Origin of the sequence: Staphylococcus sp. Marseille-Q5304, from assembly GCF_943737015.1 — a bacterium.
GTDB classification, from domain to species: Bacteria; Bacillota; Bacilli; order Staphylococcales; family Staphylococcaceae; genus Staphylococcus; species Staphylococcus hsinchuensis.
This window is the reverse complement of record NZ_CALSFP010000001.1, coordinates 991,827-1,006,501: the sequence shown is the minus strand read 5'-3', so window position 1 is coordinate 1,006,501 and position 14,675 is coordinate 991,827. Positions and strand designations below refer to the sequence as shown.

At 33.5% G+C, this 14,675-nt stretch carries 14 protein-coding genes; 1 reads left to right on the top strand and 13 read right to left on the bottom strand.

Annotation, left to right across the window (positions count from 1 at the left end; genetic code table 11):
• Positions 1–115 precede the first annotated feature (115 nt).
• Both gnd and NGI30_RS05090 read right to left on the bottom strand, forming a co-directional pair.
• A complete protein-coding gene (gnd, locus tag NGI30_RS05095; protein WP_251942919.1) occupies positions 116–1,525 on the bottom strand; it encodes an NADP-dependent phosphogluconate dehydrogenase in 1,410 nt (469 codons plus the stop codon).
• A gap of 68 nt (positions 1,526–1,593) precedes the next feature.
• Positions 1,594–2,727 (bottom strand): M20/M25/M40 family metallo-hydrolase, encoded by a 1,134-nt coding sequence (locus tag NGI30_RS05090; protein ID WP_251942917.1) that lies wholly within the window; start codon positions 2,725–2,727, stop codon positions 1,594–1,596.
• 222 nt (positions 2,728–2,949) lie between these two features.
• Between NGI30_RS05090 and prli42 the strand changes: the two genes are divergently transcribed.
• The gene (gene prli42, locus NGI30_RS05085) at positions 2,950–3,045 is read left to right on the top strand and encodes a stressosome-associated protein Prli42 (RefSeq protein ID WP_251520737.1); all 96 of its coding nucleotides are present in this window, start codon (positions 2,950–2,952) and stop codon (positions 3,043–3,045) included.
• 131 nt (positions 3,046–3,176) lie between these two features.
• Here prli42 and NGI30_RS05080 read toward each other — a convergent pair whose 3' ends face one another.
• From NGI30_RS05080 to xseA, 11 genes are all read right to left on the bottom strand, one after another.
• On the bottom strand, positions 3,177–4,163 hold the full coding sequence (locus NGI30_RS05080) for an aromatic acid exporter family protein (RefSeq protein WP_251942915.1): 987 nt from the start codon (positions 4,161–4,163) through the stop codon (positions 3,177–3,179).
• 11 nt (positions 4,164–4,174) lie between these two features.
• Positions 4,175–4,612, bottom strand: a complete 438-nt coding sequence (brxB, locus tag NGI30_RS05075; RefSeq protein ID WP_251520731.1) for a bacilliredoxin BrxB — start codon at positions 4,610–4,612, stop codon at positions 4,175–4,177.
• Between the two features lie 205 nt (positions 4,613–4,817).
• Positions 4,818–6,101, bottom strand: coding sequence for a dihydrolipoamide acetyltransferase family protein (locus tag NGI30_RS05070; RefSeq protein WP_251520728.1), 1,284 nt, complete (start codon positions 6,099–6,101; stop codon positions 4,818–4,820).
• Positions 6,102–6,113: 12 nt separating this feature from the next.
• Positions 6,114–7,097, bottom strand: a complete 984-nt coding sequence (locus tag NGI30_RS05065) for an alpha-ketoacid dehydrogenase subunit beta (RefSeq protein ID WP_251942913.1) — start codon at positions 7,095–7,097, stop codon at positions 6,114–6,116.
• Positions 7,090–8,088 carry a thiamine pyrophosphate-dependent dehydrogenase E1 component subunit alpha gene (locus NGI30_RS05060; RefSeq protein WP_251942911.1) on the bottom strand — a complete coding sequence of 333 codons (999 nt, stop codon included), beginning with the start codon at positions 8,086–8,088 and terminating at the stop codon, positions 7,090–7,092. The genes NGI30_RS05065 and NGI30_RS05060 overlap by 8 nt, the downstream gene beginning before the upstream one ends.
• 16 nt (positions 8,089–8,104) lie before the next feature.
• Entirely contained in the window at positions 8,105–9,526 is a 1,422-nt protein-coding gene (gene lpdA, locus NGI30_RS05055) for a dihydrolipoyl dehydrogenase (protein WP_251942909.1), read from the bottom strand.
• Positions 9,527–9,812: 286 nt separating this feature from the next.
• Entirely contained in the window at positions 9,813–11,483 is a 1,671-nt protein-coding gene (recN, locus tag NGI30_RS05050) for a DNA repair protein RecN (RefSeq protein WP_251942906.1), read from the bottom strand.
• 23 nt (positions 11,484–11,506) lie between these two features.
• The gene (ahrC, locus tag NGI30_RS05045) at positions 11,507–11,959 is read right to left on the bottom strand and encodes a transcriptional regulator AhrC/ArgR (protein ID WP_251942905.1); all 453 of its coding nucleotides are present in this window, start codon (positions 11,957–11,959) and stop codon (positions 11,507–11,509) included.
• Between the two features lie 287 nt (positions 11,960–12,246).
• On the bottom strand, positions 12,247–13,128 hold the full coding sequence (locus NGI30_RS05040) for a polyprenyl synthetase family protein (protein ID WP_251520711.1): 882 nt from the start codon (positions 13,126–13,128) through the stop codon (positions 12,247–12,249).
• Positions 13,106–13,342, bottom strand: coding sequence for an exodeoxyribonuclease VII small subunit (locus tag NGI30_RS05035; RefSeq protein WP_251943927.1), 237 nt, complete (start codon positions 13,340–13,342; stop codon positions 13,106–13,108). The genes NGI30_RS05040 and NGI30_RS05035 overlap by 23 nt, the downstream gene beginning before the upstream one ends.
• A complete protein-coding gene (gene xseA, locus NGI30_RS05030; RefSeq protein ID WP_251520708.1) occupies positions 13,332–14,672 on the bottom strand; it encodes an exodeoxyribonuclease VII large subunit in 1,341 nt (446 codons plus the stop codon). The genes NGI30_RS05035 and xseA overlap by 11 nt, the downstream gene beginning before the upstream one ends.
• Positions 14,673–14,675: the final 3 nt, after the last annotated feature.

Here is a 14,675-nt window from a genome sequence, read left to right as displayed (position 1 = left end):
ACGTTTTTTTTTAGAAAAAAAAGCCCTACAAAATGGTTTTCATTTTACCTTTTGTAGGGCTTTATTTTATTGGCTAATGTTTACGCTATTTTGAATTTGTACTGAATAAATGTATTTATTCTTCAATCCATTGTGTATGGAACACGCCTTCACGATCTTTACGTTGATAAGTATGTGCACCAAAATAGTCTCGCTGTGCTTGAATTAAGTTTGCTGGTAGGTTTGCTGAACGATAGTTATCATAATAATTGATACTAGCTGAGAAACCTGGTGTTGGTATACCGTTGCGTACTCCAGTAGCCACAACGTCTCGTAGTGCATCTTGATAATTAGAAACGATATCGTGGAAATATGGATCTAACATAAGATTTTGTAATTCATTGTCATTATCATAGGCTTCTTTAATTTTTTGTAAGAACTGAGCACGAATTATACAACCAGCTCTCCAAATCATTGCAAGTTCACCTAATTTTAAATCCCATTCATTGTTGTCACTAGCTTCTTTCATCTGTGCAAAACCTTGTGCATATGAACAGATTTTACTCATATATAGCGCTTTTCTTATTTTCTCTAAAAATTCATCTTTGTTACCATCAAATTTAATTTCTGGTCCATTTAAATGTTTTGAAGCTTTTACACGTTCTTCTTTAATTGAAGAGATAAAACGAGCAAAAACTGACTCCGTAATAATTGTTAGTGGAATACCTAATTCTAAGGCGTTGATAGACGTCCATTTACCTGTACCCTTTTGACCAGCAGTATCCAAGATCTTTTCTACTAATGGTTCATTCGTTTCATCGTCTATCTTTTCAAAAATATCACCAGTGATTTCGATTAAATAACTAGAAAGCTCACCTGCGTTCCAGTCTTTAAATGTTTGTGCAATTTCTTGGTGTGACATGCCTAGTAAGTCTTTCATCATTGCATAACTTTCAGCTATTAACTGCATATCAGCATATTCAATTCCATTGTGAACCATTTTCACGTAGTGCCCTGCACCATTTGGCCCGATATACGTTACACAAGAAGCACCATCATCTGCTTTTGCTGAGATAGCATCTAAAATATCACTTACTTTATCATAGGCAGCTTTTTGTCCACCTGGCATTAATGAAGGGCCTGTTAAAGCACCGACTTCTCCACCTGAAACACCCATACCAATAAAGTTTACATTACTTTCTTCTAACGCTTTATTTCTTCTGATTGTATCTTGGTAATTTGTGTTACCGCCATCAATTAAAATATCATCATCATCTAATAATGGTAATAAGTGGTCAATTGTAGCATCTGTTGCAGGACCAGCTTTAACCATTATTAATATACGACGTGGTTTTTCTAAAGAATTTACAAATTCTTCTAATGAATAAGTTGGATGTATATTTTTACCTTTTGATTCTTCAACCATTTCATCTGTTTTTTCAGATGAACGATTAAATACAGAAACATGATATCCACGTGATTCAATATTCCAAGCAAGGTTTTTACCCATTACGGCTAAACCTACTACACCGATTTCTTGTGACATATTACTTACCTCTCTTATTAAAAATTTCTTCTATATTGTACCATAAAGCGAAAGTTACATTCACTTAATCAGTTTGATTCATTTGTGACGAGCTCAACTATTTTCAATAATTGTTGTGCTAGTAAAACGAGGTTTTGTGTAGCAATGCGTTCTTTAGTCGTGTGAATATTTTCATAACCGATGCCGATGATTACTGTAGGAACACCGAGTAAATTGAAAATATTTCCATCTGAACCACCATTTGCAATAACTGCTTTAGGGTTAAGTCCTAAACTAGACGCACTTTTTTTAGCAATATCTATTACATGATCGTTTTCATCGATTTGAAAGCCTGGATAACTTTTAGTTACACGTACATCTGCTGAACATCCAAATGACTGTGCAGTATTTTCAAAGACAGATTTCATATGTGCGACTTGAGATTCTACTTTCTCATCCGAGTGTGAGCGTGCTTCAGCATTTAATGTTACTTTATTAGCAACGATGTTCGTTGCCGAACCACCTTCAAATCTTCCAATATTTGCAGTTGTTTCTTCATCAATTTTTCCTAAATGCATTTTACTGATGGCTTTGGCTGCAATATTGATGGCACTTACGCCTTGATCGGGCACGCTGGCATGTGCAGTTTTGCCGTAAATCGTTGCATCGACTTTCATTTGTGTTGGAGCAGCAATGACTGTAGACCCTATTGGAGAGCTTGCATCAACAGCATAACCAAAGTCTGCATCAATAAGTTCAGAATTGATAGCTTTAGCACCTAAAAGACTTGATTCCTCGCCAACTGTAATAATAAATTGTATTTGTCCATGAGGTGTATTTTGTTCTTGCATTACTTGAATTAATTCGATCAGTGCAGCAAGCCCTGCTTTATCATCCGCCCCTAACACTGTAGTACCATCGGAATAAATGTAGCCATCATCATTGATAGTTGGTTTAACATTGACACCAGGTACGACAGTATCCATATGACTTGAAAAATATATCTTATCGATATCATTTTTATTTATGTTAGACGCTAACGTACAAATCAAATTATTAGCACCTAATCTAGGATCTTCATTTGCATTATCTTCAACAACATTTAATCCTAAAGATTGAAATTTGGATTTTAAAATTGGTTGAATTTCTTGTTCTTTTCCTGTTTCAGAATCAATTTGTACAAGTTCTAGAAATGTATGAATGATTCTTTCTTTGTTTACCATTTTCATCACCCATTCTTAAAGAGTTGACGTTATTATATTGCTTGTATATCATATAGTTTACTGAAAATAATCGAGTGATAACAATATTTTGTTTCTGTAGTAACAGGAAAATATGTTATAATACATAAATAAACTAAGGTATCAGTTACCTAAAAGATAAATCCAACTAACCTTTAATTTTATTATATAACTTATAACTGGATGAGTAATGGAGGAGTTAATTTGGATAATAAAGTTTTAAGAATTATTATCATCGTCATGTTAGTTGCAGTTGTACTTGCATTAATTTTATCAAGTGTTGCACCTATTATGGGATAGTAGGAATTAAGTGTCTGAATCGAAATTTGGTTTAGACACGTATTTTTTGACTATAGAAATATAAAGACAGCCCACTTAAAAGATTATTTTTAACCTTTTAGGTGGGCTGTTTTCTATAATTTAAAATTTCATTACTTATTGTATAAATCACTGTGTAACTTTAATGAACCAAACTCAGATTTAATCATTAAATATTCTTCCAATTCATTTAATAATTGAAATAAACTCGCTCTTGTTCTAAATGATTCATGTGTTTTTGGTAATTCTAAATTGTTTAACTCTAAACGTAATTGATATAAAGAATGTAAACGTAACGCCGTGTAATCATTGCTATTAACATTATGAGCGAGTTCACCGAATAAATCAGCAAATTTCGTTAACATATGGTCATCAGTTTCAAGATTTTGAAGTAAAAAAGTCATTCTTTTCATCAGCTCGAGTTGTTCTTCCCTCATATCAAAATAATGATAGTAAGAATTTTCATTTCGGACAAAATGATTTTTTACATCTCTAAAGGCTGTCGATTTTGCTGCACTAATTGTTTTTTCTAAACTTTTGAATTTAATATCTAATGAGTCATGTGGGACATTACAAGTCATTTTAAAAGATTCAAAGATAGTGGTGAATTGCTCTTCAATTTGAGTTTTATAGTTATTTAAAGTTTTATCTAAGCTTGGCATAATGAGATTCATTAAGAATGCGATGCCTAGCCCTACAATTAATAATAGAATTTCATTTATAAATAAATGTAAATCTATGGATTTAGCATTAAATACATGAAGTAAAATGACACAACTCGTCACAATACCTTCTTGAACTTTAAATACCACTGTTAATGGAATGAATAATAAGACAATCAAACCGAGCACAAGTGCATTTTGTCCTAATAAACTAAACACGAGCGAACCGAGTATCAAAATCATTATACATGATACAAATCGAGAAACGATTGCATTAACTGAGTGAATTTTTGTATGTTTTATACATAGTACTACTAATATGGCACTCGAAGCGAAATTTTGTAAGCCCATGAATTGAGCAATCATTATTCCAAGTGCCATTCCAATAGCCGTTTTTATTGTTCTAAAGCCGATCCGATATGGATTTAAATGAGGCATTGATCTTTTCTCTATCTTTCTTCACAATATTTATCAAATAGTGATTGCAATTGATTAATAACGTCCATGACTTCGTGTCCTTCTATTTGATGACGCTCTACCATTTCTGTAATTTTACCATCTTTAACTAATGCAAATGAAGGACTAGATGGTGCAAAACCTTCAAAATAATCTCTTGCCTGTTGTGTTGCTTCTTTATCTTGACCAGCAAATACTGTCACAAGTCTATCTGGCAATTTATCGTAATGAAGTGCATGTGCTGCAGCTGGTCTTGCAATACCACCCGCACAACCACAAACAGAATTGACCATTACTAATGATGTACCTTGCTGTTGTAATACTTTATCAACTTCTTCTGCAGTAGTTAATTGTTCATACCCTGCATCTTCTATTTCATTTCTAGCTTGATTGACAACATCTGTCATATATAAATCGAAGTTTAAATCCATGTTATCGACACCTTTCATATTGAATTGATAGTCCTATTTTACTAATATCTACTTCATAGTTCAACAAGTGAGTTTATAAACAATAGCGTGCTTATCAGAATTAGCAATAATTTGACTTTGAACTATTTACTAATAAAAAAACTGTAGCTCAGAGCAATTAAAATATCAGAATTACGCTGTAGCTACAGTTAATCTATTGTCGCATTTAGTATATACTTGTATGTTCAATTGTATATTGTTCAATACGTGTTTTTACAAAATTCATAAATCTACCTGCTTGTAAGCCATCAAGTATACGATGATCAATGGAAATACACATATTTACCATATGACGAATTGCAATCATATCATCGATGACAACTGGTTTTTTAATTACAGATTCGATTTGCAATATTGCTGCTTGAGGGTGATTAATTATACCCATAGAAGAGACGGATCCAAATGTACCCGTATTATTAACGGTGAAAGTACCACCTTGCATATCTTCTGATTTTAATTTTTGATTTCTTGCTTTTAACGCAAGTTCATTTATTTCTCTAGCAATGCCTTTAATTGATTTTTCATCGGCATTTTTAATAACTGGAACATAAAGTTTATCTTCATCGGCTACTGCAATTGAAATATTAATATCTTTATGCATAATAATTTCTTTATCTTTCCAACTACTATTTAACAATGGATAAGCTTTTAGACCTTCTGCGACAGCTTTAACGAAAAATGCAAAGTACGTTAAATTATATCCTTCGCTATCTTTAAAATTTTGTTTATGGTAGTTACGCGTTTTAACAAGATTAGTAGCATCAGCTTCTACCATCATCCAAGCATGAGGGATTTCGTTAACACTATTCACCATGTTATTCGCTATTTGTTTTCTAACTCCGTCGACAGGAATAGAAGTTCCAGGAGAAGGCTCATTATATTTAACTTGTTGTTCTACCCGAGGTGAATCTTTAGGGACATGAGTTGATGAGCCAATTTTATGAGTACCGGCCTCAATCACCTTTTCAATATCTTTTTTCGTAACGCGTCCTTCAAATCCTGTACCTTCAACTTGTGTCAAATCAATTTGATTTTCTGATGCGAGTCTGAAGACAACAGGTGAATATCTACCGTTATTTTTTGAATTTGTATCATTTGATGTTTGAGGTTTTGAAACAGACGTGGCATCTCCATTAGTGGTATTGTTTTGTTGTGTAGTATCTTCAGATTCCTCAAATTGATCTTTTTCAACTTCTTCTGTTGTATCGGCTTCATTTTCATCTGTTTCTAAATGGCAAATCACATCACCAACAGCTACTGTTGTGCCTTCATCGACGACAATTTCTTTTACCGTTCCAGCATATGTCGATGGGACTTCTGCTGTTACTTTATCTGTAATCACTTCACAAAGTGGTTCGTATTCTTCAATTGTATCCCCAACTGACACAAGCCACTGCTCAATTGTACCTTCATGTACGCTTTCGCCTAGTTTAGGCATTTTTATTTCCATAATTGAGCCTCCTTAAAATTCTGCTAGTTCTTTCATTTTTACCTTTATTTTATCAGGGTTCATCATAAACTCATCTTCTAAAGTTGGAGAAAACGGCATTGATGGCACGTCTGGTCCTGCTAAGCGCATCACAGGTGCATCTAAATCAAATAAACAGTTCTCAGCAATAATCGCCGCTACTTCTGATATAATACTACCCTCTAAATTATCTTCAGTAACTAATAAAACTTTACCCGTACGACGAGCACGTTCAATAATTGTTTCTTTATCTAAAGGATAAACCGTGCGCAAATCCACTACTTCAATATTAAAGCCATCTTCTTCTAACATGTCAGCGGCTTGAATACAGTAATTCACACACAATCCATATGTGAAGACAGTTAAATCATCACCTTGTCTTTTTACATCTGCTTTTCCAATAGGTACAGTATAATACGTTTCAGGAACTTCTTCTTTAAGTAAACGGTAAGCTTTTTTATGTTCAAAATAAAGAACAGGATCATTACTCTCAATGGATGCGAGCAACAAACCTTTAGCATCATAAGGTGTTGAAGGGATTACAATTGTTAAACCAGGCGTTGAAGCAAAGACAGATTCAATACTTTGTGAATGATATAATGCACCGTGGATACCTCCACCAAACGGTGAACGAATTGTAATAGGACAATCCCAATCATTGTTTGAACGGTAACGCATTTTAGCAGCTTCACTCATAATTTGGTTCGTTGCAGGTAATATATACTCTGCGAATTGGATTTCTGCTACTGGTCTTTTACCTAACATCGCTGCACCAATACTTGTTCCTACTATATTCGATTCAGCTAAAGGCGTATCTAACACACGTGCTTCTCCATATTTTTGTTGCAAGCCTAATGTTACACCAAATACGCCACCTTTTTTCCCAACATCTTCACCTAATACAAAGACGTTATCATCTTGTTCCATTGACTGATCTATGGCTTGGTGAATTGCTTCTAAATAAGATAATTTAACCATTGTTTAAGCTCCCTTCATCATATACGTGCGTATAAGTTTCCTCTGCGGACGGGTAAGGTGCTTTTTCTGCTTCTTTTGTCGCTTCATTAACGAGCGCTTTATGTTCATCTTCTATTTCTTGTAACCATGTTTCATCGATGATTTCATTTTCTAATAAAAATGATTTGAATCTTAAGTTACAATCAAGTGTTTTGAGCTCATCGCGTTCTTCAATTGTACGGTATTTGTCATCATCATCAGAAGAGTGAGCTGTCATTCTTGTACACATTGCTTCAATTAATGTTGATCCGCCACCATTTAAAGCACGTTCTCTTGCTTCTTTCATGACTTTAAACATTGCAATTGGGTCGTTGCCATCAACGTGTTCACCATGTATACCATAACCAATAGCTCTATCCGAGAGCTTTTCAGCCCCATATTGTAATGAGTCTGGTACAGAAATCGCATACTTATTATTTTCTATCACACAAATAAACGGTAATTTATGTATTCCAGCGAAGTTTAAACCTTCGTGAAAATCACCTTGGTTTGAACTACCTTCGCCTACTGTTGTCATCGCAATGTTAGGTTTATTGTCCATTTTTAAAGCGAGTGCAGCCCCTACTGCATGAACGATTTGAGTGCCGACCGGAGAACTTTGTGAAAGAATGCCTTTTTCTTTTTTGCCAAAATGTGAAGGCATTTGCTTTCCGCCTGAGTTGATATCATCTCTTTTACCAAACGCAGCTAACATAGAATCTAGTGGTGTCATCCCTAGATAGGTTACTAAAGCTAGATCTCTATAGTACGGAGATGAAATATCTCCTTGTTCCATAGCATAAGCCATACCTATTTGCGCGGCTTCTTGGCCTTGGCAACTAATTACAAATGGTATCTTACCTGCCCGATTGAGTAACCACATACGTTCATCAATTTTACGGCCTAAATCCATCCATTTGTACATTGTTTTAAGATCTGATTTGTCTAAACCAGCTGATTCATAATCAAACATATATATTTCCTCCTAATCACACGTGAATCGCTCTATTTTCTACTTTTAATCCTAATTCCATCAAAATTTCAGAAAGTGAAGGATGCGCGTGTGTTGTTAAACCTAGTTCAAGAGTTGAACCATTCATAAATTGGAATAATGAGACTTCGTTAATGAGTTCGGTCACATGTGGGCCAATCATATTTATTCCGATGACTGCATCATTGTCCTTGTCAATGACTACTTCACAAAATCCTTTTTGTTGTTGTACATTTTCTATTACTGCTTTACCTATTGCTTTAAATGGTACTTTAATTGCTTTAGCATTAATGTTCTGTGCTTTAGCCTCATCAATATTATGCCCGATACTTGCAACTTCTGGTTCAGTATAAATACATTTAGGCATTTTAGAATAATCTATAGCAATTGGTGATGCATCGAACATATGATCAATTGCTGTAATCCCTTCTTTTGAACCAACATGCGCAAGCTGTAATTGGCCTATACAATCGCCAGCAGCGTATATATGTTTATCTTCAGTTTGTTGGAATTCATTTACAATAATGTGATTTTTTTCAGTTAATTTAATTTTTGTATTATTTAAGCCAATATCTGAAGTATTAGGGCTACGGCCAATTGAAACTAATGCTTTATCGAAAGTAATAGTTTCTTGGTTGAGTTGAAGTTTAATATTTGAGTCTTCAACAGTTACATCTTCTTCAGTCAGTTGTGTGTTTTCAAAGAAATTGACACCGCGCTCAGTCAGTTCACTTTTCAGTGTTTTAGCTATTTGCTTGCTTTCAGTTGGCACGATGCGTTCTCCTGCTTCAATCACAGTTACTTCCACATTGAAATCTGTCATTAGGGAAGCAAATTCTAAACCAATTACACCTCCGCCTATAATCGCCAATGATTGCGGAAGTTCGTCTATCGTTAAAATATCGTCACTTGAAAGCACAACGTTATGATCAAACGGTAAAAATGGTAACTCAGCAGGTGTAGAACCTGTGCTTATTAAGACATTATTATTAGGTAAGAGCTCTGATTCCCCATCTTCATATTCTACAGAGACTGTTCCACTTTGCGGTGAAAATATTGAAGGGCCGAGTATTCTACCAGTTCCGTTGAAGACATCTATTTTGTTATGTTGCATCAAATGGTTTACCCCTTGAAACATTTGATTAACAATTTCAGCTTTACGTTCTTGGATGCGTTTAAAGTTTAATTTGAAGCTATCCACATCTATACCAAAGTCACTTGCATCATTCACTGTTCTAGCAACCTCTGCTGATTTCAACAATGCTTTTGTAGGGATACAACCTTTGTGTAAACATGTACCACCGAGCAATGATTTTTCGACTAGAGCTACCTTTTTACCTAGTTGAGATGCTCTAATTGCGGATACATAGCCAGCCGTCCCTCCGCCTAATATAACTAAATCATATTGTTCTTCTGACATTTTAAGTGACTCCTAACAATTTCTATTTATCATACATACTTCGTGTAAATTCGCGTATTAGATTTATTATAAAATTCTATTCTAGTCATTACAGTTCGAACTTTTTTTTGACTTTTTGTTTCACATTTTCAATTTTAATTCTATGATTTAATATTACATTTATCAAATGAATGCATTTTATTTAGCAATTAATTTTAAAAGATTATTACTCATTTTGATGTTGAATAAGCAGCTTATTCCATTTCATAATTGTACAAAATGATTGAGTTTCATGCTGACATTTTGTTTATTTATTTTGTTGAATCATTTCCTTGGCATTTTGTTTAGTGAGTTCTGTAACACTTGCACCTGCTATCATTCGTGCCACTTCTTCAATACATCCTTCACCCGTTAATTCCTTTACTTGTGTTGTTGTGCGATCATCCTCTGATGCTTTACTTATCAATAAGTGATGATCACTCATCGCTGCAACTTGTGGTAAATGAGAAATACATATAACTTGAATATGTTGCGATAAGTCTTTCATCTTTTCAGCCATTTTTTGCGCAGCTTGTCCAGACACACCAGAATCAACTTCATCAAAAAGTATCGCAGTCTGACCTCTCGTTTTAACGAAAATAGATTTTAACGCTAACATGATTCTTGATAATTCTCCGCCTGAAGCTATTTTGTTTAAACTTTTTAAAGGTTCACCTTTGTTTGGGCTGATGAGAAACTCAACAAATTCAATACCCTCACGTGTCGGTTGTTCTAGCGGTTTAAATGAAATTTCTAAATTTGCATCTTTCATTTGTAAATTATGAATTTCTTCTACGATATGATCACGTAACGACTGTGCTACAGTTCTACGTTCTTTCGAAAGTTTTTGGCCAAAATCCATCACTTTTTCATATAATTGATCAATTTGTAAACGTAAATCTGAAGTACTTTCTTCGTAGTTTTCTATTTTATTGATTTCATTTTCTAGCTTACTTTGATAAACGATTAATTCATTGATATTTTTACCATATTTACGTTTCAAGTTATTTAATAAATTCATACGGCTTTCTAGTGTATTTAAATATTGTTCATCGAATTCCGTATTTGAGAGTTCATCATACAACTGATGCTTTGCATCTTCTAACGTATAATAAAACTGGTCTACTTCCTCTTTCAATTGATCATATTGTCCTGGTATGATTTCATTAATAGTCTGAAGTTGCTGACTCAATTCATAAAGCCGATCAGTAATGGCATGCTCATCAGTTAACGTGACATGTGCACTATTTAGCGAAAGACTTAAGTTTTCAGAATTTTGAATGCGTTTAATATCTTTTTCTAATTGGTCAACTTCATTTTCAACTAACTTTGCCTCTTTTAATTCTTCGTGTTGGAATTTTAACAAATCCAATCTTTGTAAGAGTGCTTGATCTGCCGTTTCTAACTCTTCTAGCTCTTTCTTTTTAGCACTGTATGCATCAAATGTATCTTCATATTGTTTTAAAAGTTTCGAATAACGATCCTCAGCATAATGATCCAATAAGCGTAAATGGTATTTTTGTTTTAATAAAGATTGCGTTTCATGTTGACCATGTATATCTAGCAACTCTTGCATTACTTTTCTCAAATCTTGTAAAGTTACGATTTGATTGTTGATACGGCAAATACTTTTTCCTGAACTAAATATTTCTCTTTTAACAAGTAGAAAATCTTCATCAATATCGATAGATAAATCGTGAAGTAATGAAATAGCTTCTTTACTTTCATCTATATCGAAAATACCTTCTATAATTGATTTCTTTTCTCCATGTCTAACGAAATCAGATGAAGCACGCATACCAATTAATTGACCTATTGCGTCTATAATTATTGATTTACCAGAGCCAGTTTCACCACTGAGCACAGTTAATCCATCGCCAAAATGAACTTCCAATTCATCAATAATGGCGAATTGTTTAATGGATAAGGTTTGTAACATTACGAAATCACTTCCTTAAAAACTTATAATAGATTAAAGATACGTGTCTTGATGCTTTCACTAGCTTTCTGGTCCTTACAAATAATTAAACATGTATCGTCACCACAAATTGTTCCTAATACTTCGTCCCAATCAATTTGGTCTAAAATTGCACCTATGGACTGCGCATTTCCTGGTAACGTTTTTAATACTAATAGATTATCAGTACCATCAATATTTACGAATGAATCCATTAAATAGCGTCCTAATTTTTCAAGTGGATGGTACTTTCTATCATTTGGAAGGCTATAAACATATTGACCTGTAGGTGTTGGCACCTTTATTAGTTGTAATTCTTTAATGTCTCTTGAAACCGTTGCTTGCGTAACGTTCAATTCATATTCATTTAAACGTTTTACTAAGTCATCTTGTGTTTCAATTTTTTCATTCGAGATGATTTCTCTAATTTTTATATGCCTCACAGATTTTTTAGCCATTTTTATACACCTCATATACGAATATTTATACAAATATTTTAACATATGGAGACTTTGACTACTACTAATCATAATGTATATATTATGAGATAAAATGCGTGACTATCGTTATATTAAAATTTTAACATTAACATTTTTAATATAACCATAATTCCATAGCTAAAAATTGAATATGTATCTTATGAATAAATATAAAAAAGTTACATATCATAGAAAAAATCACACTACATTACAGCAGTATGATTTTAACATTTTATTCTATTATTAATAACTTATAAATTGGATAATTAAGATTCGCGTTCACTAAATAATTTTACAATTGCATCTAAGTATTGAGTATCATATTCGGATGATAATTGTTTTAAACATTCATATGCTTCAGTTTTATGTTGTGCTAATTTTTCTTCAGCACCTTCGATACCTAGCAACGATACGTATGTACTCTTATCATTGTTGATATCACTACCTACAGCTTTACCTAACTTTTGTTCATCACCGTAAATATCTAATAAATCATCTTTGATTTGGAACATTAAACCTAAATGTTCACTATAAGTCTCTAGTAAAGATGCAATATTTTCGTTTGGTTGTGCGATATCGACTGCAGCCATAACAGCAAACTTTAATAATGCGCCCGTTTTTGCATGATGAATTTGTTCTAATGTTGTTAAATTTACTTGTTGAGATTCACTTTGCATATCTAATGTTTGTCCACCGACCATTCCAAGATGTCCACTGGCAAATGATAATCTTTGCAGGAGTCTCACTTTTATATCTGAATTAAGTGATTGATCATTAGCAATTAAATCAAATGCTTTCGTTAATAAAGCATCTCCTGCTAATATGGCTTTCCACTCACCATATACCTTGTGGTTTGTTAATTTACCACGACGATAATCATCATCATCCATAGCTGGTAAGTCATCATGAATTAAAGAATACGTATGAATCATTTCTAAGGCAGTAGCTGTTGCTAACCCTTTAGATTTGTCTCCTTCTAACATTTCTAAAGTTAGTAGTAGTAAGACAGGACGGATACGTTTTCCACCAGCATTTAAAGAGTAAGACATGCTTTCTTCTAAATCGGTACCTAAATTAGAATTGGGTATAGAATTTGCTAGCAAAGTGTTCATTTCTTCAGTCAAATTATGCATCTTTTGGTTCATCATTACTGTTTGTTTGCTCCTCATTGTTTTCTGTCATTAATTCATTAACTTTTTGCTCTGCTTCTTTCAACGTTTCATCACAATTTGCTGAAAGTTTCATGCCACGTTGATATAAGTTGAGTGATTCCTCTAATGAAACATTCTCATTATCAAGCTTTTGGATAATATTTTCTAACTCTTTCATCATATCTTCAAAACTTTGATTTTCATTCGTCATCATTACACCTAACTTTCTTAACTTGTGCATCTACTGAACCATCTTTCATCGTCAACACAATATTATCATCTTGATTTAAATCATGTGCGCTTGTCACCACTTGATTACCCTTATTCACAATAGTATATCCACGTAACATCGTATTCGTTGGGCTTAAATTATTTAAATTCTCCAGCTTTCTTGCAAGTTGGTTTTTTAAATGATCGATATTTTGTGTCATCACTTTTGTTAGAGAAACATGTTGTTGTTGTAAAGAACGTTGCTCTCGATTGATAAAATGCTGAAAATCTTTGAGATTAATACGGTTATTTAATAATTGGAGTTGTTGTTTATGATTTTTCAACTTCAGTTCCATATTTAACTTTATTTGCTTCTCGAGATCATCTCTTCTTTGAATTTGTTGATCATATAATAAGGACGGTGTTTTAAATTTATAATAACTACTTAAGTGTTCTAATTGTTTACGTTGCTTTATAACGAATTGTTTTATAAAACGTGTCAATGTCAATTGCGTTTGTTGTAAATATTGTCTAATTTCATATTGATCAGGTGTGGCAATTACAGCAGCTTGAGTTGGTGTGGCAGCTCTTACATCTGCAACGAAATCACTTAATGTGAAATCAGTTTCGTGTCCCACTGCTGAAATGATGGGTGTACGACATTGGTAAATTGCTTGTACGACTGCTTCTTCATTAAAGTTCCACAAATCTTCAATCGAGCCACCGCCTCTACCAATAATAATCGTATCGACGTCAAGCTGATCCGCCTGTTTGATATTTTCCACGATATTATCTTTTGCTTGTTCGCCTTGTACGAGCGTATTGATTTGTATTTGTTCCACAAGCGGGTATCTACTATTTATAGTACTATGTATATCACGAATTGCTGCACCAGTCCCCGCAGTTAATATAGCTATTTTTTTAGGGAATTGAGGTATCGTTTTTTTAATATTTTGATCAAAGTAGCCTTCTTTAGTAAGCTTCTTCTTAAGTTGTTCTAACTTTTGGTATAGGTTACCTACACCATCGATATGCATTTTATTAACGTAGATTTGATAATTTCCTCGACGTTCATAAACCGAAATACGTGCTTCTATTAAAACTTCGTCCCCTTCTTTTGGTGAAAAATCAAGTTTTGAAGCATTCCCTTTAAACATCATCGCTTGGATAACACTATTTTTATCTTTGACATTAAAGTATAGATGTCCGCTACTATGTTGTTTAAAGTTTGATAATTCGCCTTTAATTAGCACTGATTGCAAATGGGGATCCTGATCAAACTTATACTTTATATATTTTGTAATTGCAGAAACACTTAAATATTCAGTCATTTA